The sequence below is a fragment of the Helicobacter sp. 23-1045 genome, assembly GCF_053654655.1.
This window is the reverse complement of sequence record NZ_JBSIUR010000006.1, coordinates 109,563-129,594: the sequence shown is the minus strand read 5'-3', so window position 1 is coordinate 129,594 and position 20,032 is coordinate 109,563. Positions and strand designations below refer to the sequence as shown.

Here is a 20,032-nt window from a genome sequence, read left to right as displayed (position 1 = left end):
GGCGATTTGCGGGCGAAAACTCATATAAATTTCATTTTGATTTTTTGCGATAATTTCTATCCACAACCACAAATCATCCAAATTCGGCGCATAGCGCGAGAATGCGACTAAAACAACGCAATAAAATGCGATGAAAAAATACAGAAATTTATGGGATTTTAGGGCGGTGAAAAACTGCACACTCTGCCTTATTTGCGGAGATTTGGCGCAGATTCTGCGCTAAAAGTCATTTTATTTCCTCGATTTCTAGCGTCAAAAAGTTAAATTTTAGACTTTCTAACTGCTTTTGCAAATCGCTGTTTTCATCGCGCAGTGCTTCTTTTTGCGTCTTTAAATAATTGATATTTTTACTCGCGCTATAAATATTGTTCGCCAAATAAACCTGCGGTATGAAAATTAGCAAGATTAAAAATAGCATCGCAAGTGCCATAAACAGCGCGTTGATATCGCTTTGCTTTTGCGGGAGCGGATGAAGCAGGGCGCGTTTTTCGGCGTGTGAAATGGGCGCAGAATCTAATGGATTTTTTGGCGCATTTGGCGCAGAATCTAATGTGGATTCTGCGTTTTTTGGGGGATTTGCAGAAACTACCCACCCCCTAACCCCCTCCGCAAGGGAGGGGGGATTTTTGGATTCTGCGAATTTATTAGATTCTGCGTTTTGCTCAAAAATGGCGTTAAATCCCTCAAATTGCGGAGCGTAATTTGAGGCAGATTCTGCGTTTTTCTTAAAATTATTTGCAGATTCTGCGTTTTTCGCAGAATCTTTCGCAAAATCTCGCACTTTTGCACCATCTCCCGCATCTCCCGCAAAGTGCGGTTTTTTCAAATGCAAACTTTGCCCCTGTCGCTCTTTAAAGGGCACTCCAAAGTCATCCAAACTATATCCGCTGCGTAATTCATCTTTTTTCATAAAATCTAAAACACCTCATTTTTGCACTTCTAGCGCGTGGATTGCGCGTGATTTCGTCCGCACTTGGCGTGATTGGTTTTTTAGTGATGATTTCGCCCTTTGCGTTTTTGCCCCCGCACTCGCATTTTAGCGCACTCTCATCACAGATACAATCCGCGCTCCACGACTTAAACGCCGTTTTTACCATTCTATCTTCAAGCGAGTGAAATGAAATTATAGCGATTTTTGCGCCGCTTAATGATTGAAGTTGCGCTAAAAAGTCGCGCAACTCGCCTAATTCGTCATTCACCTCAATGCGAAGTGCTTGAAAAATCAGCGTGGCGGGGTGGATTTTGCCCTTAAATCGCATAAAAGATTCTGCGATTTGACATAAATCCTCGCTTGAAATTATTTGCTTTTTTTTGCGAGATTCTGCGATGAGATTTGCTAATTTTGTCGCCCCCTTAATCTCGCCAAAGTCCCTAAAAACGCGCTCTAACTCATCCTTTGGATAATTATTTAATATATATTTTGCATCCAAACTCGCATCCAAATCCATCCGCATATCAAGGATGGGCGATTTTACGCTAAATCCGCGCTCCAAATTATCCACCTGCGGGGATGAAATGCCTAAATCCGCCAAAACGCCGATAATCTTTCTCCCGCTTCGCAGAATCTCGCCTAATTTTTGCGAAAAACTCCCCTGCACCGCGCTAAATCGCCTCCCAAATCGCGCTAATCTCTGCCTTGCGAAATCAAGCGAAATCTTATCTTTGTCAATGCCGATGATTTCTAGTGCGGGATTTTCCTCCAAAAGTCGCTCACTATGCCCGCCAAGTCCCAAAGTCGCGTCAATGAAAATGCCTTTTGTGCTTGGGGAAATCGCAGAATCTGCTTTTGCTTTGTCGTTTTGAGTGAGTGAAGCGAGAGAAAAATCTCTTTTTGGTTTTTTTAGATTCTTCGCTTCGCTATCGCTTCGCTCAGAATGACAATTTGGTGTGGATTGCTTCGTTGTTTTCGCTTCGCTCAAACTGCCTCGCAATGACGATTCGCATTTAGATTCTGCGTTTTTTGAATAATTCGCAGAATCTACGCATTTCACGCAAGATTCTGCAAAAAACTCCGCCACCTCATCGATTAAAACGGACTTATGCCTCAAACTCATCGCCTAAAAAAGTTTTTGAGTTGATTTTCGATTTGCTCTCCGACTTTATCTGCCTCTTTTTTGATTTGCTCTTGCGCTTTTTGCTTCGCCTCATCGACTTTTTCTTGTGCCTTTTGCTTTGCCTCATCGACTTTTTCTTGTGCCTTTTGCTTTGCAGAATCTACCTTATCTTTAATCTCATCCACTTTTTTCTCGCCAAGCACTTTGTTTAAAATCGTTTTTGTGAGTTTTTTCATATCCAAACTAATGCTTGGCGAACTCACCTTTCCGCTGATATTTGCCCCTAACTCGTCATTTTTAATCCTCAAATTCAAATAAGCATTTACATTGTCCTTTTCAAAGTCGATAATGGCGTTTTTAGAGGTTATCGCGGTGCTTTTTGAGCTCGCCTCCAAATTTGCATTTACCACCTTTTTATTTATCTTGCCATCGATTTTTATGCCATCATAGACTTCTTGTGCCAAATTGAAATTTAGCGTATTTTTCAGCAGCGCACCTAACTTTGTCTCGGTAAATCGCCCATTTGTCGCCATAAACTCCATCGTTCCGCTTTGTGTGAGAATGTTATAGTTTATCTTGCCATTCACACTGCTATCAAACATCTGCGGATATTGCAGCATATCAAGGACGGATAATGCCTTAACATCCATCAACTTAATATCCGCGACATTATTATCAAAAACCGCCGTTAGTTTCCCGCCAAAAATCTCGCTCTGCAAGTCGCCGGAGACTTTGCCACCCGCAAATTTCGCATTGCCCCCTGCGATGATATTGCCTTTTAACTCTTTTGAAGTGACAAATGCGAGTTTTTTCAAATCGCTAATGATGATTTTATAGGGCGCATTTATTGCAAACTCTTTTGCGTCAATATTCGCAGAATCTATGCTGAAATCCGCGACTGCGCTATTTATTTTGGCATTTAAGTTGCCTTTGGCGTTATCTAACTCGATATTTGCGCTGTGCGTGAAGGCAATGTCATTTGGCGGATTTAAGTCAAATTCCTTTTTAAGCACGCTTTTTTGCGCTACGCCTTTGATAGTGTGCTCATAAGTGCCAGAAATGCCCTTTGAGATTTGCTTAACATCGATTTTGGCGTCCATATCTGCCTTTGTGTAAAGTGGCATCATAAGCGTCCAAAGCACTTCATCGATTTTCAAATGATTGATTGTCACTAGCGCGTCTTTTGGTTTTGTGAGATTTTCTAGTGATAGCGTATAGGCGGTATTTCCGCTTGCAAAGTCGCTTTTCCCATCAATATTTAACCACTTTGTATTGCCCTGAATATTGCCTTTTGTCCTAAAACTCCCGCGCAAAGGCATCCCGGCAATCGCGCTAAATGGCGATAAATCCGCGATATTTACATTATAAGAGGACATTGTTTTTAGTTCATCAATTAGTGTGCTTCCGCTTGAAGTGATATTGCCAATTTGTGAAAGGAAATTAAAATTATGCTTTGCCTCTTTGCCATCAAATGCGACTTTTAGGGTGGTTATAAAATCTGTTTTATTTGGCAGTTTTAAGTTAAACTCTTTTTTAACAAGTGCGTTGTTTAGGTTTGCCTTGCTTATTTCGGCGTTTGCCTCGCCACTAAATTGAAACTTTGTATCGCCATAAATATCTGCTTTGAGATTGAAAATGCCACTTGCATAAGGTTTTTGCCCTGCGATTTTTAGAAGCGACTCCACTTTAACGCCGATGATACTTGCCACAATCTTTACAGGGATAAAATCCACCACGCGGGTATTTATGTCAATATTTCCATTAGCGATATTTGACTTTGTGAAAACATTAAAATCGCCAAATTTCCCGCGAATGAGATTTTCAATAGCGAAATTCTCATCTAAATTCACACTGCTTAGTTCCTTAATATTGCTTGGATTTTTAATCAAAATATTTAGCACGCCATCGATACTTCGCCCAAAAAGCGAGTAGTTGCCGTGTGCGTGAATGTCAATATTATCAAGTGCCTTTATTAGCACATTAAACGATGAAAAGCGCAACTCAAATACTTCTAATTTCGCGCTAACAGGGGAGTTTGCATCGATTTGTGATTGAATGTATGGTTTCAAAATCCCATTGCCAAATGGCGTGAAAAGCATCACAAATGCCACCGCCAAAATTACCGCCAAAATCCCTAAAATCCACAATCCAAACTTTTTCATAAAACCTTCCTTAAATAAGTCTTAAATACAAGAATCCATTTTGCGTTTATTAAATGCAATTATAATCAAAATAAAAACAAATGCCACCATAAAATATAAAAATTTTGGAATCGGCAGTGGGTCGCCAGCAGCATAGGAATGCAACCCGCTTAAATAATAATTCACCCCAAAATATGTCATCAAAAGACTAAAAAATCCCACCACACTCGCACTTGCAAAAATAAACTGCATATTTTTCCTAAAAATTAGTCGCAGGTGCAAAATAATCGCATACACGCCGATTGAGACAAGCGACCAAGTCTCTTTTGCATCCCACCCCCAATATCGCCCCCAACTTTCATTCGCCCAAATTCCGCCCAAAAATGTCCCAGCACTAAGCAAAAAAATGCCTAAAATCATCGCCATTTCGTTAATCGCGGAGATAGAATTTATCGTAGAATCTAGTTTTTGGCGCAAATATGCGTTTGCGATAATCAAACAAAGCGTAATAATCCCAAGCAAAAAGCACAATCCCAAAAATCCGTAACTCGCCGTAATCACGCTTACGTGAATATTTAACCAATAAGATTTTAGCACGGGCATAAGGTTTGTAATCTGCGGATTCATAAATCCTAAATTCGCCACAAAGAGCGACATTCCTGCAAAGAAGTTCGCCGCAGCAATCGCCAAATACGACTTTTTGAAAAATACAACCCCCGCAACGCCCGAAATAAAGGCAATATACAGCATTGACTCATAGGCATTGCTCCACGGCGCGTGATTTGAGACATACCAGCGCAAGATTAACGCCGCAAAATGCGTCAAAATCAGCACACACGAAAAATAATAAAGCACTTTTAGGACAGCCTTCAATCTCTCATTTTGCCTAAAAATATAAATAAAAATTGCGATGAAAATCAGCACCCCAGCGCACAAATATGGCAAAATCAACGCCTTAAAAATATTGCTTTTATTTAAAAAAAGTTCCGCTTTTAGTTTTGCCTTACTCAAACGCAAATTTGGCGCACTAAATTCCACTTGATACGCTTCTATCGCATCTAGCGCAGAATCTGCCCTACTCCAATCACCACTCTCCACGCCAAACTCCACCGCGCTAAAATAATTTGATAGCAAAAGTTGAATTTTCCCGCCCAAATCTTCCCCTGCAAAAGTCAGCATTTCGATTGGCGAAATCCACATTTCCCCCATTTGTGGCACAGGCAAAAATCTAAAAAACTGCGATGAGTAAATGCCATAGGCGATATTCACGCGCTCATCGGCGTCAATTATGTCATTGTCAAATTTGCTTCGGTTCGCGGGATTTTTGCGAGTTGCTTCCTCAATGTAATTTTTGAGTTTATATTCGCTAGATTCTGCGATTTTGGCGGATTCTGCGATTTTTGGCGCAGATTCTGCGTTTTTAGATTCTGCGAAAAAGTCCATAAAAGACGCATATTTTTCATTTTTTGGCAGTCCTAAAAGTTCTCGCAGTTGTGGCGTTGAAATGCGAAGCATTTTGATATTTTTCCAATCATTTGGGTAAAGAAGCATCCCTAGCGCAATTTGCGTGTTGCTAAATCCTAAAAAATTATTTCGCTTTGTGAGTTTATGCACCAAATCGCTTGCTAGCGTATCCATCGTCTTAATCTTGCCATCGTTGCTTTGCACCTGCAAAGTGCCGAATTTTTTGGCGTGGAGTTTGGAGGTGGCGCGGAATGCTTCGATTCGCTTTAAGAGTGCGGAGTTTTGCGTAGATTCTGCGATTTTTGTTTGATTCGCAGAATCTACCGCAGAATCTAATTTTTTCGCAGAATCTACCGCAGAATCTAAATTTTTCGCAGAATCTGCCACAAGATTCTGCGAGAAAATCATCGCACACAAAAATAAAATGCCATAAATCTTTTGATTTTTTAGGAAATTATTTAACTGCATAAACCGCCCATTTTTGGCAAATAGCAACCAAAAGGAACTCAAAAATAGCAAAAAATACCCCACATAAGTAGGAATTTTGCCCGGGTCATTATTCACGCTTAAAATCGTCCCCTTTTCATCCGTATCATAGGAACTTTGGAAAAAGCGATATCCGCGATAATCCATCACATTATTCATAAAAATTTCATACTTTTTTTCCGCTCCGCCATCGCGCAAAAACACGATTGATTTATAACTCGAAGGCGAGTTTGAGCCCGGATATCGCTCTAAAATAAACTTTTCTAGCGCAATCTCAAATCCCAAATCCACATCCTTGCTTCCCCAATTTACAATGATATTTGTCCCATCATCAAGGGAAATCACCGCATCTTTGCCACTCATCCCACCGCCAATTAGCGTAAATGGATACTCTTTATTTTGATAAAAAATCGCTCCATCCATCTTTGAAGTGGTGTCGTTTTTCTCGCTATTTAGCTTCGTAATGGCAGTTGATTTTATCACAAATGCCAAATCTCCAAAGGCGATTTTTTCATTTAGCATTTTTTTGGACACATAACTGATATTCGTAGGTAGCGATATCTCAAACTTCCGTCCATCGCTTATCACAAGCATATTTAGGTAAATCTCACTACTTGTAAAGCTGCTCGCACTCTCCCCTTCTCTAATGTGCATAATGCCCTCCACGCCGAAAAATCGCGTAATCCCCGCACCCAAAATGATGATGACAAAACTCAAATGCAGTAAAAAACTCGCATATTTCTTGCGTTGCCAAAGTTTATAGCGCACCAAAATCCCACACAGCGAAATTAGCAACCACAAATGCAAAAAGTTAAAAAACCAAGTGTTATAAACAAGCACCCGCGCGGCATTTGTGCCATAATCATTCTCAATAAAAGTCGCCACAGCGATGGCGAGTGCGTAGATTGCCATTAGCGGAATTGCCGAATACAGCGAAGCAAAAAGTAGATTTAGCGTTTTCATTTTATGCCTTTTAGTAGTTTGTCTAATCTCTCATTTATCGCGGAAAAATCGCTAGATTCTGCGCTATTTGCGATGACTTCATCTATGACTTTTTCAAAATTTAAAATGTAACCTGCGAAAAGATATTTGACTTTGCCTTCTTTTATAAAAACAACTTGTGGCGTGAGATTGACGCCAAAAAGTTGCGCTAATTCTTGCGTCTCAATGGAAATCGCAGAATCTGCAAGATTTTTATTAGATTCTGCGTTTTTTGCGTGATTCGCAGAATCTGTGTTAGATTTATTAGATTCTGCGTTCGCAGAATCTTGGATTGCCACGCTCGCTTCGCTCGCTCGCAATGACGAATCCTTTGAATCTATTGTATCCTCCGCAATTCTAGTATCTTGCGCGAGATTCGTGGGTTGTGCCGAAAAATTCGAGCGAGATAGAACTAGCGGTTCATCGAGCGAGAATTTTTCAAACTCCCGCGAAGATTGCGTGAGAGACGAATTGCCAAAAATTTTATGCGTTTTTTGGTAGGAAGTATTTATATAATACGCATTAAAATTTTCCCCTATTTTCCCCTGCACTGCGGGATTTTTCTTAATATCATCTTTTAGCATATCGCAATATTTGCATTGATTTTTGCCAAAAATTATTAGCACCCCACGCGAAAAGTCAATCTCATTAGTATCCAAAAATAAATGCGCCAAATCTTTGTAACTTTCCTTATCCAAATTCTGCGATTTTTCCCGTGCCTCCGCGCTAAAATCGCTTCCTTTGGAGATGATATTTTCATCGATTTTATTCTCACACGCACTCAAAAAAAGCACACAAAAAACTATCAAAATCTCATAAATTCGCTTCATTTATATCCTTTCTTTTGCTTCGCACTAGTTTTGTAACCGCCTCTACGAAGATTGGCGAGAAATTTGGACATTTGCAAACGATATATTTTTTCACGCCGATTTCCCCTGCAAGTGCGCGATTATCGATATCTAACTCGAAATTTGTCTCATAATTATCAATGGTAAATGCAAGCGGATAAATTATCAACTTTTCATTATGATATTTTTTGATAATGTCCCTCGTGCTTGGTTGCAACCACTTCATCGGTCCGACTTTTGATTGATAGCAGATTATTATGTCTTTAAAGGTGATTTTTTGCTCTTTTAGGGCGACTTTTAGCGCATCGGCACTTTTTTTTATCTCGCCTTCATAAATATCGCCATCATCCACCACGCTTTGCGGGATTGAGTGCGCTGAGAGAAGCAAAATAAAATCGCTAAACTTTTCATTTATCGCAAAGTCTTTTTGCGCCTCTTTGATTTGCTCCACGCACGAGGCGATAAACGCAGAATCTACCCCATAATCTTCCACAATCTCCACCTTTGGATGATAATCTAACTCATCTAATGCCGCCAAAAAGTCCCGCACAGAGGATAAAGTCGTAGTTGTCGAATACTGCGGATACATTGTAAAAAGTGTGATTTTTTCAAAGTTTTTCTCTTTTAAATCCGCCACGACATTTTTAGCATAGGGTGGCACATAGCGCATTGCGTAGGTGTAAAATCGAGCATTATCTAACTCGCAAAGTTTTTGCGTCAAAGTATAAGTTATCTCGGCGAGTGGGGACTTTCCGCCGATTGTATTGAAGTTTTCTTTGACTTTTTGGAGGCGGGCATTTATAATCATATTTGCCACCATTTTTCGCAAAAACTTACTTTTAATACGCAAAATAAGCGGGTCTGCGAACATATTTCGCAAAAATACTTCCACTTCAAATAGATTATTCGGTCCGCCCATATTCAGCAAGACAACTGCTTCTTTTGCTTCGTGTGGCGTGTTTGGCGTTTTGGTGTTCTTAACTTTTTTCACAAAATTTCCTTTAAAAAACGCAATCATATAATAAAATTTATAATTTTTCGCTACAATTTGCCCCTTTATTTTGCAAACACAAGGCACAAAAATGCAGGAATTCGCACTAAATCAAGCGATTTTTTTTCACGCGTTTATCAATTATGCAACTCTTTGCATTGTCGCAATTTGTGGCATTTTATTATTTTGCGTCAAAGATTTTGTTAAGATAAATAAAATTTCATTTTACGCAACGCCACTATTTTGCGGATTTTTATTTGTTGATTTTTTAAGCGGAGTTAGTGTGTGGGCGATGATGGGATTTGCTTGGAGTGGGAAAATCGCTTTGATGATTTTGGCAAATTTTATGTTTATTTTGGAGATTGTGAGGATTAAAATATTACGCAAGGCACGGCAGATTCTGCGATTTCGTGAGAGATATTTGAAAATCGCGCGGATTTTTTATGTAGTTTATGCGCTAATTTTTGTGGCGTTTTTGGTGGTTTGAATGCGCTTTATTTACGCCAAAAACGCAGGACAAAAGCAAATTATTTTAGATTCAAAGCAAAGTCATCATCTTTTTATTGTGCGGAGATTAAAGGCGAAGCGCGGGGAGATTTTCCACTTTGCAAATTTGGTAGATTCTGCGCTATATCGCTATGAGTTCGCAGAATCTAATGGGAAAAATGCCGTTTTTAATCTGCTAGATTCTGCGAATGTAGCGCAAAAGTCGCCCAAAACGCACATTATCCAAGCAATAATCGCTGATTTTGATAAAGTTTTGCCGACACTAAATGAGCTATTTGTGGAGAAAATCACGCTTTTTTACGCGGACTTTTCGCAGAAAAATATTCGCATAAATTTGGAGCGATTAAATGCCATTTTGATAAACTCATCAATGCAGTGCGGGCGGTTGCAAAAGATGGAGATTGAGATTTTAACCTCGCTTGATGAAGTTTTGGAGAAATATAGCAATGCCCTTGCGCTTGACTTTTGCAATAATTCGCAAAATCTGCGTGATTTTGAGCGATTTATAATCGGCTGTGAGGGCGGATTTAGCGAAAGGGAGCGAGAACTTTTTAAAAATCGCAGAATCTGCGTTAGTGGCATAAATCACCCGCTAATCTTACGCGCACAAAGCGCAAGTATTTTTGTAGCCTCAAAAAAGATTTAAATTTAAGCAAAATTTTTAGGAAAAAGCGATAGAATTTCGACTTTTTAATTTTATTTTGAAAGGCAAAAAAATGGCAAGAAAATGTTTTTTTAGTGGCAAATCTCCAATGGTGGCAAACAATGTCAGCCACGCAAACAACAAAACAAAGCGCAGACTTTATCCAAACTTGCGTTCGTTGCGAATCACGCTTGATGACGGCACAAGAGTGCGAATCAAAGTCGCCGCTTCCACGCTACGCACGATGAAAAAAAGTAAGTAGATTCGCAATAGATTTTGCACCAAAATAGCCCTAAATGAGTGCTTTTAAAAATCTTTTTAGCATCGATAAAAGCAAAAAGCCCGACATTGACTTAACAAATGAGCTTTTAGATGAATTATCGCGCTTTAGATTCCCGCTTGTAATCATTCAGTTTTTCCTAATCATCGGCACTTTGGGCTATTTGATGCTGGAGGATTACACGCTAATTGAGGCGTTTTTCCAAGCGTCCTACACATTCACAAACACGGGCTTTGGCGCGTTAAAAGAGCATCAATTCTCCCCAATTACCATTATTTTCACCACGATTTTAATGCTGCTTGGCGCGGTAACTATCGCATTTTGCGTGGCTGTGGTGGTAAATGTCATTATGGGTGGGAGGCTAATTTCAATCATTAAGGAAATCAAAATGATAAACAAAATCGCAAGGCTAAAAAATCATTATGTGATTTTTTACTACAATGAGTTCTCACACCAGCTATCAAAGCACTTTTTGGAGGCGCAAGTGCCTTTTGTGGTGGTGGATAATGACGCAAATTTTGAAGCACAGGCGCAAAAACACAAATATCCATACTACATTAACGGCGACCCGCACGATATAAAGACGATTTTAAAGACGCATTTATCAAGCGCGAAAGGCGCGGTGATTTTCTCCAAAAATACTACGGATAATATCGCGCTGATTGTGTCGATTCGCCTTTATCAAAATGAGCTAAAACGCAGTGAATACAATATCATAGCGATTGCAAACAATGATGATGAGATTAGCAAACTTAAAAAAATCGGCTCAAATTATATTATTTCGCCTACGAATCTCGCCGCACAGCGCATTAGCTCTATCATTTTGAAGCCGGGTAGCGAAAATATCATAGAGCATTTTATGAGCACAAATGAGACGGCTTTGAGTTTGGAGGAAGTCATCGTCCCAAAATATAGCTGGATGGTGCTAAAAAAACTGCGCGAAGGGCATTTGCGCGACATTACGCAAGTGTCAGTGGTAGGGATTCGCCAAAAGGATGGCAAATATATTTCAATGCCTATGGGCGATGCGGTGATTTCAAGTGAGTGCAAAATGCTAATCATCGGCACGACAAACAATATCCGCGCCGCAAAACGGCTAATAATGAAGCGACAAAAGCCTGAGGAGCTAAAATATGCTTGACATTATCCCAATAAAAGGCGGAATCTGCGCCGTTGATGGCATTTACTGCGATGGCGTGAGTGCGGGGCTAAAAGCAAATGGTGCGCTTGATGTGGCATTTATTTATAGCGAAAAAATGATGCGCGTTGAGGCAATTTTCACGCAAAATAAATTCAAAGCCGCGCCGCTGAAACACTATGAGCGCGAATCAAAGGCGATTCAAAGCAATGGAAGCAATTTTGTTTTGATAAATACCAAAAATGCAAATGCGATGACAGGGGAGCGCGGACTACGCGATGTTGATGAGATTTTAGGTGCGCTAAAAGCGCGATTTTCGCAAATCAAAAATCCCATAATGTCTAGCACGGGCGTAATCGGGCAGTATTTGCCAAAAGAAAAGATTATTGATGCGTTTGTGAAATTTGATTTGAGCGCGAAAAATCCTACAAATGCGGCAAATGCGATTCGCACTACGGATAGATTTGCCAAAGAAATCGCATTGCAGGTAGATTTGGCGGATGGCAAAAGTTTCAAAATCGCTGGATTTGCCAAAGGCGCGGGAATGATAGAGCCAAATATGGCGACTATGCTTTGCTATATCATCACAGATGCCAAAATCCCGCAAAATGATATGCGCGAACTGCTACAATCCTGCGCCCACACGACATTTAACGCTATTAGCGTAGATGGCGACACTAGCACAAATGACAGCGTGTTTTTGATGAGTACTAACGCTACAAATGCCTATGACAAGGACGCTTTCAACGCCGCGCTTGAAATGATTATGAAAAAATTAGCCCTTGATATTGTGCAGGACGGCGAGGGAAGCACCAAAGTCGTGGCGTTTGAAGTGTGCGGTGCGGTGGATTTGCGCGAGGCAGAGACTTGCGCCAAAGCACTTGCAAATTCGCTATTAGTAAAAACCGCGCTTTTTGGTTGCGACCCAAATTGGGGGCGAATCGCCTCCACAATCGGCTCGTGCGGAATCTGCGCCGAATCTAGCAAATTGACTATCAAAATCGGCGAAGTGGCGATTTTTGAATGCGAAAAAATTTACTTTGAAAACGAAGCAAAATGCGCAGAGATTATGAAAGGGGATAGCTTTAAAATCACCTGCGATTTGGGGCTAGGTGAGGGGCGATTCACCGCGTATGGATGTGATTTGGGGAATGAATATGTGAAAATCAACTCAGACTATCGAAGCTAAAAATAAGCGCGATTGTCTCTTTGACGATTTCGTGGGAGTTTGAAAAATTCTCGCTCAATGGACAAATCAGTCCTATTTTCGCTCGAATTTTTCGGCACAACCCACGAAATCGCCTAAAGATACTTCCGCGCGGAACGCTAATTATTTTTGCTTCGCAAAAACCGCAAAATACTTCGATAGTTGCTTCACTTCGTTCGCAAATCCTGCGGATTGTGATTTGCGTTGCGAATCAAAGTGCAAAAAGTCGTCATTGCGAGAAGTCGCACTTTGGGCGACTTCGTGGCAATCCACAAGCTAGATTCTGCGAATCGCAGAATCTAATAAAAAAATTTGTCATTCTGAGCGAACGAAGTGAGCGAAGAATCTCAAAAAAATCGTCATCGCGAGATTCGGCAACGCCGAATCGAAGCAATCCAAATCACGCGAATCTAAAAAATAAATAAAATCAATGACCCAAAAATGAATCGATAAATTATTTGTATTTAGATTCGCCAAAAGTAAGCGATTCGCAAGTGATTCAAAAGTCGCATTAGTGGATTGCCACGATTTGGCATTCGCCAAATCTCGCAATGACGGAGAGCAATGCAGATTCTGCGATTTTCGTGCGAGATTCTGCGAATCACATAAAAATCACAGAATCTAACGCAACAAATCAAAGCAACTTCACAAAATCCAAGATTCGACATTTCACATCAAAATCCGCCAAAAATATATTATAATTTCGCCTTTGTTTCGCAAAATTTTGTGAAAAATTCGCAAAAGATTCGTGAAATTTCGCAAAAGTTCGTGAAAATTTCGCAAAAGTTTCGCAAAGTTTCGTAATATTTCATCACAAAGGGCGCATTTGACACACACAAGCACACAAAACACCACAAAACACACAAGCACAGCACAAAACACAAAACACACAAGCACCGCACATAAAAGCACCAAAAAAATCAGCGATTTTGCCAAAATCCGCCACTTAACCACCCGCAGGGACAAATTCATACTTTTAGCACTGCTCCCCGCGACATTTTTGCTATCACTCATCGAAACCATCGCAATTAGCGTCATTATGCCCTTTATCTCACTTGCTAGCAATCCGCAGTTGATTTTTGAAAACAAATATGCAAATTACGCCTATAAGATTCTGCGATTTGAAAGCACGACTGATTTTATGGTGGCGTTTAGCGCGGTGCTTGTGGGATTTTACATCTTTCGTGCGGGATATAATCTCATCTATTCTTACTCGTTAAATCGCTTTGCCTTTCGCAAATATCACTTTTTTGCCTATCGCCTATTTTGCAAGGCGGTGGAGCTAAGCTACATCGACTTTACAAACCGCAACACCGATATTTTGCGCCGAAATATCTTAAATGAATCGCTAAAAGTCTCACAATTCATTCAGCAAATTTTATACATCGCATCAGAGGCGATTACCATCGCGCTAATGTATGCCTTGCTTTTATTTATCAGCTGGAAAATGACGCTTGTGCTGACGCTATTTTTACTCGCAAATGTCGCACTTATCATCAAAACAATCTCAAAAAATATCCAAAAGCAAGGCGAAATCAATGTCAAAACCAATCAAAATGTCCTATCCATCATCACAAAGGCGTTAGGCAACTTTAAGATTATAAAGTTAAAGGGCATTCAAGAGCAAGTCTTAAATAATTTTGATTTAGCAAGTAAAGAGCGCGTGGATGCAGAGATAAAGTATCAGGTTTTGCTGCCCTTGCCACGATTTATTTTAGAATCGCTTGGATTTTGCATTTTGGTGGCAGCGGTGGCGTATATCTTGCTAAAATACAACAGCGCAGAGGCGGTAATCCCGATAATTTCGATGTATGCACTTGCGCTATATCGCATTTTGCCGGCGGTAAATCGCATTTTGGCGGCGTATAATCTTATGCAGTGGTGCAAAAAGGGATTAGAGATTGTGTATGAAGATTTGATATACCACACTGAATACGAGGATAGCAAACCCATCGCGTTTGAGAGAGATATTGCGCTAAAAAATATTAGTTTTGAGTATAAGGCAAATCAGCAAATTATAAAAGACTTCAATCTCACCATAAAAAAGGGCGATAAAATCGCATTCATCGGCAAAAGTGGCGCGGGTAAAAGCACGCTAATTGACTTAATCATCGGCATTTACAAGCCAAAGGGCGGGGAGATTTTGATTGATGGCGTAAGATTATGCAACGAAAATCTCCGCTCGTGGCGCAAGAAAATCGGCTATATCCCGCAAAGCATATTTTTATTTGATGGGAGCGTAGCGGAAAACATCGCATTAAGCGAGAAAATCGATGAAGTGCGCGTCATTGAATGCTGTAAAAAGGCAAATATTTGGGATTTTTTAAGCGAAAATGAAGGCATAAATACGCGCGTAGGCGATGGCGGGATAAAACTATCAGGTGGGCAAAAACAGCGCATTGCCATTGCTAGGGCGCTGTATGATGACCCCGAAATTTTGGTGCTAGATGAAGCGACAAGTGCGCTAGATAATGAAACGGAGGGCAAAATAATGGATGAAATTTACAGCGTGGCACGGGACAAAACGCTACTTGTCATCGCCCACCGATTAAGCACGATTGAAAAATGCGAAAGGGTGGTAGAACTCAATAAAACAAACTCGGGGGGGGGGATTGCGAATAGTTAGGTAAAGGGGTGCTTGAATTTGGCAAGATTCTGCGAATTTGCAGAATCTAGTGTAGATTCTGCGATTTTCGCACTGAGATTCTGCGTTTTTTTGTGCGAATCGCAGAATCTAGCGCGTTTTTCCGTCATTGCGAGAAAATCCGCAGGATTTTCGTGGCAATCTATTTAGATTCTGCGATTTTCGTGCGAATCGCAGAATCTACGGGATTTTTGGGTGCAAATAGTTTATAAAATAATAAAATAATTTTATGGAGCGTTTATGAAAAAACTTATATTTTTGGCGATTTTGGGCGGTTTTTGGCATTTATGCGCTGAAATGATGGCAGATTCTGCGAATGAGACAGCTGAATCAAGCGTAGAATCCACGCAAAACGCGCTAGATTCTGCGAATCAAACAAAAATCGTAGAATCTAATGCAAACCCAAATGCAGATTCTGCGATTCTGCCCCCCCCCAGCACGCAAATCGCAGAATCTAATCTAAAATTTCTCCACAACATTCGCTTTGATTTTTTGTTAGATAATTTGGAGGATTCACACGCGCTATGGCAGCCTCGCACCATCAGCGCAGTCTCACTTGCGCCAGAAATAGGGCTTGGCATTGGCGCATACCACGCACTTTGGGCGGGATTATACGGCGTTCAAAATATGAGCGCAAAGCCAATCATTAGCGGAGCAAAGGGCGGATTTTACGCGTATTACGCATTTTCACATAGCGGATTTAGCGCAATGATGGGCATTTCACCACGCAAAAAGCAGATTCTGCGCTATGGGCGGGCATTTTTTCGCCCTGACTTTGAGTTTGAAAATCCAAACATAAATGGCGCGATTTTGCAGTATCAATCCCCGCAAAACCACGCATTCAAGGGCGAAGCAGAGCTAGTGCTAAATCACTTTGGCGGGGATTTGTCAAAAAATGTCGATGCGTTTTATGCTTCGCTTGGTGGGCGATTTACGCTGTATGAAAGCGTGATATTTGGCGCAGATGCGATAATGTATCACATTATGGATACGAAACTCTTGCGTGTTAGCGTAGATGATGACTTGTATCTCTTTGATAGAATCGCATACAGCGCAAATATTGCGTGGGACTTGCGCGGGATGTCGCGCGTGCGCGAGATTTTTGAAGTGGCAAATGTCGGTTTTGCCCTACTTGGCGATGCGGAGCGAAAAAGACTACATAGCAAGCAAAGCGAGCTAGCAAATAATATCGGCTATGAATTCAGCGCAAACCTGCAATACAAGGGCTTTGGCGCGGAGTGGAGCTACTATTTTGGTGCGCCACAAATGCGTCATTTTGGGGAGTTTGGCACGGAGGTTTATAATGGACTGCCCTTTTATCAAACGAACTTTAATCGTATAAACGCCTACTACGCGTATCAAAACGACTTTTTAAAGGCGAGTTTGAATTTTATCTTTTATATTGTAAATGGGAGATTAGCAACGCAGCAGGTGTTAAGTGTGGGTTTTGATATGGATAAATTGTGGCGTAAGTAGGGGTTTTGCAATTTGTGTCTTGGGTAATCATTTGGATTATTTTTGTCATTTTGAGCGAAGCGAAAAATCTCTAAATAAATTCGTCATTGCGAGATTCGCGTAGCGAATCGAAGCAATCCAAATCACGAGAATCTAAAAGAAAAATAAAATCAATGACCCAAAGTTGAATCGATAAATTATTTGTATTTAGAATCTGTTCACAGATTCGCCTTAAAGTAAGTGATTCACGCTATATTCACAAGTCCCCTAAATAGATTGCTTCGTTGTTTTCGCTTCGCTCAAACTGCCTCGCAATGACAGCTTGGGAGTGGATTACTTCGGCGAATCTGCGATTTGCCTCGCAATGACAAAAGAATGTAGCAAATCCACAAATCTACACAAACACACAATCGCTCTATTTTTTAATTGTAGTTTGCGTAGTTTTGGGCTGTGTGTTAGTGTTGCTTTGGTTTTGCTGATTATTGCTTTGATTTGCATTTGCTCGTGCCTTTTTAAAATCTGCAAAAGATATAGGGATACTTCTACCGCAAAGCCCTTCATTAGAAATATATATTTTTGGTTGTTTGTCGTTGTTGCTATTCATAGCTTCCTCCTTTTGAAAATGTTACCCACATAACTATTGCCAATAATATAATCGTGGTGCAAGTAGCTACCACATACCCTATATTTAAACATTTTGTAGCAAATTCCCAATAATTCTTTTCGCTACCTTTATGTAGTGCAATTTGTATTTTTTTACTTATTGCCATATTTGCAGTAGAATACGATACAAGCGCACAAATCAGTGTAAGTGCATTGCTAACAATCAATGCCCCAAACAATATGTGCGGTATTTGAGCCAATAATTGCTTATTTACTATTGCTAACAATATCCCAAATAACGCTGATGATATAGCAACTACCATTTTATCTTGGCTTTGATTGTTTTTCTCTTTTGTATCCTCACAACTATTGCGAAATTCAATGAAATTTTGGTATTCTTTTTCTGTCATTTCATTATCAATCATATCATTCTCCCCCATTATTCCTTTTTCGCACCATTATCTATTAAAAACTCTGCTATGTCATAGTATCCAAGTTCTAAAGCTTTTGCCAATGCAGTTTTACCATTATCGTCTTTGATATTTACATCCGCACCTTTGGATACCAGCCATTTTACTTCATCTAATCTTCTATGATTATGCCATTCTATGATTTTTATTAGAGCGGTTTTGCCTTTGCATTTAGCATTTATATCAGCCCCATTATCTAGCAGAAATTGCTTCATATTGTCATCTCTATGCAATTGAGCACTTATATTCATTAAAAGATTTTCCCTATTGTCGTCAAAACATTCGTTAATGTTTGCTTTATTATTTTTGATTAGGGGCTTTACTATTGTTTCATCAAATGTCATCAGTTCTTGTTTAGTCTTAGTATCTCTTCGTCTATCATAAATAACAGAAATAAGCTGATTCGTTGCCCCCACACTTGCACCTTTGGATATAAGATATTGCAATATATCTATATCGCGATAACGAGCACTATATAGCACATCCGCATTTACAACCGCACCTTTAGATACTAGCAATTTTATCATTTCAAGCGATTCTCCTTCCGCAGCTATCATCAAAGGCGTGTAGCCGTTGCGTTTTTTAATAGCATTTACATCCGCACCTTTGGATATGAGATATTTTACTATCTCCAAATTAGAATAATCAACAGCTCCAAATAAAGCATCATTGAGCCCATCAGCACCCAACTTTATTAGTCGTTTAACGCCTTCTAGATTGGGATCTTTTGTAGCATATCTATATAGCTCATCATTTAGTTTTTTATCCGCTCCAATCGCCTGTGTCGCCATTACCCCAAGTAATAAGCTTACACATATTTTTCTAAAGATTTTCATCTTTGTTCTCCTTTTTTGTATTTAATTTAATATTTTTGCCTTTTTAAGGCACTCTCTAAAATCGCCTACCTATCCCGCGCAAATCTTAGCGCAAATAAAAATCAAATCATATTTTGCCTCCTTTGCAGATTCATATCTATTGAATCGCACTTAAGATTTTTCGCAGGTTTTGCATTCGCACCTTTTTGCCTACGATAAACAAATCTATTACCCACCATAACATTGAAATAGAAACACACGCTTCGCCTATCGTGCTACCACGAAAAGTAACACCCACGCCAAATAATATAAAGCGAATCAAGCCAAGCATATAATCTCCTATCATAAACCGCCCTATGCCAAAATTGCCAAATGCAAAACTGCCAATCCAAAACACTAGCGCAGGACTTTTTAGTCGCAATGAAGGTAGCTTTACCATAAAGTCATATATTTGGGATTCGCTCATATTAAACACCATTTGCTTTACTCTCTCCCTAACCTCATCATCTAATGGAAGTTTGCCTTGTATGGCTGATAGCACATCATAAGCATTCATTTTTGCCTCCTTTTGTTATAAAAATTATCGCACACATTGAGCCAATGCACTTTGTATGAGCAATTTAGATTGCATTTTGGAATTTATGGAGTAAAATTTGACATTCGCCTCTGTCATTCTTTTGTCTGACATTGTTAGCTGTCCCCACGATGCGTTATATATGGTTGCAAGTTCATCATCGCTAAAAAAGCTAGACATTACGCGCCCAGCGCATTTAAGCTCATCTTTTGAAAATCTGCCCCTAAATCCATCTAAAAACATATTTTCCATTTTCTTATCAAAATCCGCTCTCATTTCTTGTGGCGTTTTCTCGCCACACGCTACGAATCCTAACGCTATAAACGCTAGGACAGCCATTTTTAAAAATGAATGTTTCATTTTTTCTCCTTAATTTTAAATTTCTGCGAATAATACAAAAAAAAAAAAAAACGCAAGTCAATAAAAAAGTGAAAAAAGTTTTTGGAGTGATTTGGGCAAATCTACGATTCACCCCGCAATGACGGGATTTTTCGTGTGAGATTCTGCGTTTTTCGTGCGAAATCGCAGAATCTAATGCAAAAAAGCGCGAATTTCGCAGAATCTGCTTTGATTTTTTATAGATTCTGCGGAGTTTAGATTCTGCGAATCGGCAAAAAATGCCAAATCTTACGCTAGATTCTGCGATTTTGGCGTGATTTGCAGAATCTAACAATGACGAATTTTTTTCGTGTGAGATTCTGCGTTTTTCGCACAAAATTCGCAGAATCTAA

General features: G+C 39.9%; 23 protein-coding genes. 9 read left to right on the top strand and 14 right to left on the bottom strand.

The annotated features are described in order from the left end of the window. From ACWIUE_RS07705 to hemH, 7 genes are all read right to left on the bottom strand, one after another. Positions 1-180: hypothetical protein (locus tag ACWIUE_RS07705; RefSeq protein WP_454136141.1), on the bottom strand; the 180-nt coding region annotated here is incomplete at its 3' end. Between the two features lie 46 nt (positions 181-226). Then, complete coding sequence (locus ACWIUE_RS07700) at positions 227-910, bottom strand: hypothetical protein (protein ID WP_454136140.1); 684 nt, start codon at positions 908-910, stop codon at positions 227-229. Beyond that, complete coding sequence (gene rsmH, locus ACWIUE_RS07695; protein WP_454136144.1) at positions 897-1,772, bottom strand: 16S rRNA (cytosine(1402)-N(4))-methyltransferase RsmH; 876 nt, start codon at positions 1,770-1,772, stop codon at positions 897-899. The genes ACWIUE_RS07700 and rsmH overlap by 14 nt, the downstream gene beginning before the upstream one ends. A 278-nt stretch (positions 1,773-2,050) precedes the next feature. Continuing rightward, positions 2,051-4,216, bottom strand: a complete 2,166-nt coding sequence (locus ACWIUE_RS07690) for an ATP synthase F0 subunit B (protein WP_454136139.1) — start codon at positions 4,214-4,216, stop codon at positions 2,051-2,053. 21 nt (positions 4,217-4,237) lie between these two features. Further along, positions 4,238-7,108 carry a cytochrome c biogenesis protein CcsA gene (ccsA, locus tag ACWIUE_RS07685; RefSeq protein WP_454136138.1) on the bottom strand — a complete coding sequence of 957 codons (2,871 nt, stop codon included), beginning with the start codon at positions 7,106-7,108 and terminating at the stop codon, positions 4,238-4,240. Then, on the bottom strand, positions 7,105-7,956 hold the full coding sequence (locus tag ACWIUE_RS07680; RefSeq protein ID WP_454136137.1) for a thioredoxin fold domain-containing protein: 852 nt from the start codon (positions 7,954-7,956) through the stop codon (positions 7,105-7,107). Before ACWIUE_RS07680 ends, ccsA begins: the two co-directional genes overlap by 4 nt. After that, a complete protein-coding gene (gene hemH, locus ACWIUE_RS07675) occupies positions 7,940-8,965 on the bottom strand; it encodes a ferrochelatase (protein WP_454136136.1) in 1,026 nt (341 codons plus the stop codon). The genes ACWIUE_RS07680 and hemH overlap by 17 nt, the downstream gene beginning before the upstream one ends. A gap of 91 nt (positions 8,966-9,056) precedes the next feature. Here hemH and ACWIUE_RS07670 point away from each other — a divergent pair, with 91 nt between their 5' ends. From ACWIUE_RS07670 to ACWIUE_RS07635, 8 genes are all read left to right on the top strand, one after another. Then, positions 9,057-9,452 carry a hypothetical protein gene (locus ACWIUE_RS07670; protein ID WP_454136135.1) on the top strand — a complete coding sequence of 132 codons (396 nt, stop codon included), beginning with the start codon at positions 9,057-9,059 and terminating at the stop codon, positions 9,450-9,452. Next, positions 9,453-10,118 (top strand): 16S rRNA (uracil(1498)-N(3))-methyltransferase, encoded by a 666-nt coding sequence (locus ACWIUE_RS07665; protein ID WP_454136134.1) that lies wholly within the window; start codon positions 9,453-9,455, stop codon positions 10,116-10,118. A gap of 70 nt (positions 10,119-10,188) precedes the next feature. Next, positions 10,189-10,377, top strand: a complete 189-nt coding sequence (gene rpmB / locus ACWIUE_RS07660) for a 50S ribosomal protein L28 (RefSeq protein WP_454136133.1) — start codon at positions 10,189-10,191, stop codon at positions 10,375-10,377. A gap of 34 nt (positions 10,378-10,411) precedes the next feature. Continuing rightward, positions 10,412-11,536 carry a potassium channel family protein gene (locus ACWIUE_RS07655; protein WP_454136132.1) on the top strand — a complete coding sequence of 375 codons (1,125 nt, stop codon included), beginning with the start codon at positions 10,412-10,414 and terminating at the stop codon, positions 11,534-11,536. Beyond that, positions 11,529-12,722, top strand: a complete 1,194-nt coding sequence (argJ, locus tag ACWIUE_RS07650) for a bifunctional glutamate N-acetyltransferase/amino-acid acetyltransferase ArgJ (protein ID WP_454136131.1) — start codon at positions 11,529-11,531, stop codon at positions 12,720-12,722. Before ACWIUE_RS07655 ends, argJ begins: the two co-directional genes overlap by 8 nt. A 20-nt stretch (positions 12,723-12,742) precedes the next feature. Further along, a complete protein-coding gene (locus ACWIUE_RS07645; protein WP_454136130.1) occupies positions 12,743-13,165 on the top strand; it encodes a hypothetical protein in 423 nt (140 codons plus the stop codon). 126 nt (positions 13,166-13,291) lie between these two features. Continuing rightward, positions 13,292-13,441, top strand: coding sequence for a hypothetical protein (locus ACWIUE_RS07640; protein ID WP_454136129.1), 150 nt, complete (start codon positions 13,292-13,294; stop codon positions 13,439-13,441). Between the two features lie 125 nt (positions 13,442-13,566). Beyond that, a complete protein-coding gene (locus ACWIUE_RS07635) occupies positions 13,567-15,366 on the top strand; it encodes an ATP-binding cassette domain-containing protein (protein ID WP_454136128.1) in 1,800 nt (599 codons plus the stop codon). Here the strand turns inward: ACWIUE_RS07635 and ACWIUE_RS07630 are convergent. Then, on the bottom strand, positions 15,363-15,494 hold the full coding sequence (locus tag ACWIUE_RS07630) for a hypothetical protein (protein WP_454136127.1): 132 nt from the start codon (positions 15,492-15,494) through the stop codon (positions 15,363-15,365). The genes ACWIUE_RS07635 and ACWIUE_RS07630 overlap by 4 nt on opposite strands. A 130-nt stretch (positions 15,495-15,624) precedes the next feature. Here ACWIUE_RS07630 and ACWIUE_RS07625 point away from each other — a divergent pair, with 130 nt between their 5' ends. Continuing rightward, positions 15,625-16,860: a hypothetical protein gene (locus ACWIUE_RS07625; protein ID WP_454136126.1), complete on the top strand. Its 1,236-nt coding sequence runs from the start codon at positions 15,625-15,627 to the stop codon at positions 16,858-16,860. A gap of 394 nt (positions 16,861-17,254) precedes the next feature. Here ACWIUE_RS07625 and ACWIUE_RS07620 read toward each other — a convergent pair whose 3' ends face one another. The 6 genes from ACWIUE_RS07620 to ACWIUE_RS07595 form a co-directional block, all read right to left on the bottom strand. Next, positions 17,255-17,443, bottom strand: coding sequence for a hypothetical protein (locus ACWIUE_RS07620; protein ID WP_454136125.1), 189 nt, complete (start codon positions 17,441-17,443; stop codon positions 17,255-17,257). After that, on the bottom strand, positions 17,436-17,867 hold the full coding sequence (locus tag ACWIUE_RS07615) for a hypothetical protein (protein WP_454136124.1): 432 nt from the start codon (positions 17,865-17,867) through the stop codon (positions 17,436-17,438). The genes ACWIUE_RS07620 and ACWIUE_RS07615 overlap by 8 nt, the downstream gene beginning before the upstream one ends. 14 nt (positions 17,868-17,881) lie before the next feature. Then, positions 17,882-18,748, bottom strand: a complete 867-nt coding sequence (locus tag ACWIUE_RS07610) for an ankyrin repeat domain-containing protein (protein ID WP_454136123.1) — start codon at positions 18,746-18,748, stop codon at positions 17,882-17,884. Positions 18,749-18,884: 136 nt separating this feature from the next. Beyond that, positions 18,885-19,283: a hypothetical protein gene (locus tag ACWIUE_RS07605; protein WP_454136122.1), complete on the bottom strand. Its 399-nt coding sequence runs from the start codon at positions 19,281-19,283 to the stop codon at positions 18,885-18,887. A gap of 24 nt (positions 19,284-19,307) precedes the next feature. After that, positions 19,308-19,577 carry a hypothetical protein gene (locus tag ACWIUE_RS07600; protein WP_454136121.1) on the bottom strand — a complete coding sequence of 90 codons (270 nt, stop codon included), beginning with the start codon at positions 19,575-19,577 and terminating at the stop codon, positions 19,308-19,310. Continuing rightward, complete coding sequence (locus ACWIUE_RS07595) at positions 19,561-20,016, bottom strand: hypothetical protein (RefSeq protein ID WP_454136120.1); 456 nt, start codon at positions 20,014-20,016, stop codon at positions 19,561-19,563. The genes ACWIUE_RS07600 and ACWIUE_RS07595 overlap by 17 nt, the downstream gene beginning before the upstream one ends. Between the last annotated feature and the right edge of the window lie 16 nt (positions 20,017-20,032).

Excerpts from the sequence above, each read along its gene's own strand:
- ACWIUE_RS07700 (WP_454136140.1), bottom strand. The coding sequence starts at position 910 with ATGAAAAAAGATGAATTACGCAGCGGATATAGTTTGGATGACTTTGGA.
- ACWIUE_RS07690 (WP_454136139.1), bottom strand. The coding sequence starts at position 4,216 with ATGAAAAAGTTTGGATTGTGGATTTTAGGGATTTTGGCGGTAATTTTG.
- ccsA (WP_454136138.1), bottom strand. The coding sequence starts at position 7,108 with ATGAAAACGCTAAATCTACTTTTTGCTTCGCTGTATTCGGCAATTCCG.
- ACWIUE_RS07680 (WP_454136137.1), bottom strand. The coding sequence starts at position 7,956 with ATGAAGCGAATTTATGAGATTTTGATAGTTTTTTGTGTGCTTTTTTTG.
- ACWIUE_RS07670 (WP_454136135.1), top strand. The coding sequence starts at position 9,057 with ATGCAGGAATTCGCACTAAATCAAGCGATTTTTTTTCACGCGTTTATC.
- ACWIUE_RS07665 (WP_454136134.1), top strand. The coding sequence starts at position 9,453 with ATGCGCTTTATTTACGCCAAAAACGCAGGACAAAAGCAAATTATTTTA.
- rpmB (WP_454136133.1), top strand. The coding sequence starts at position 10,189 with ATGGCAAGAAAATGTTTTTTTAGTGGCAAATCTCCAATGGTGGCAAAC.
- ACWIUE_RS07655 (WP_454136132.1), top strand. The coding sequence starts at position 10,412 with ATGAGTGCTTTTAAAAATCTTTTTAGCATCGATAAAAGCAAAAAGCCC.
- argJ (WP_454136131.1), top strand. The coding sequence starts at position 11,529 with ATGCTTGACATTATCCCAATAAAAGGCGGAATCTGCGCCGTTGATGGC.
- ACWIUE_RS07640 (WP_454136129.1), top strand. The coding sequence starts at position 13,292 with ATGACGGAGAGCAATGCAGATTCTGCGATTTTCGTGCGAGATTCTGCG.
- ACWIUE_RS07630 (WP_454136127.1), bottom strand. The coding sequence starts at position 15,494 with ATGACGGAAAAACGCGCTAGATTCTGCGATTCGCACAAAAAAACGCAG.
- ACWIUE_RS07625 (WP_454136126.1), top strand. The coding sequence starts at position 15,625 with ATGAAAAAACTTATATTTTTGGCGATTTTGGGCGGTTTTTGGCATTTA.
- ACWIUE_RS07620 (WP_454136125.1), bottom strand. The coding sequence starts at position 17,443 with ATGAATAGCAACAACGACAAACAACCAAAAATATATATTTCTAATGAA.
- ACWIUE_RS07615 (WP_454136124.1), bottom strand. The coding sequence starts at position 17,867 with ATGATTGATAATGAAATGACAGAAAAAGAATACCAAAATTTCATTGAA.
- ACWIUE_RS07610 (WP_454136123.1), bottom strand. The coding sequence starts at position 18,748 with ATGAAAATCTTTAGAAAAATATGTGTAAGCTTATTACTTGGGGTAATG.
- ACWIUE_RS07605 (WP_454136122.1), bottom strand. The coding sequence starts at position 19,283 with ATGAATGCTTATGATGTGCTATCAGCCATACAAGGCAAACTTCCATTA.
- ACWIUE_RS07600 (WP_454136121.1), bottom strand. The coding sequence starts at position 19,577 with ATGAGAGCGGATTTTGATAAGAAAATGGAAAATATGTTTTTAGATGGA.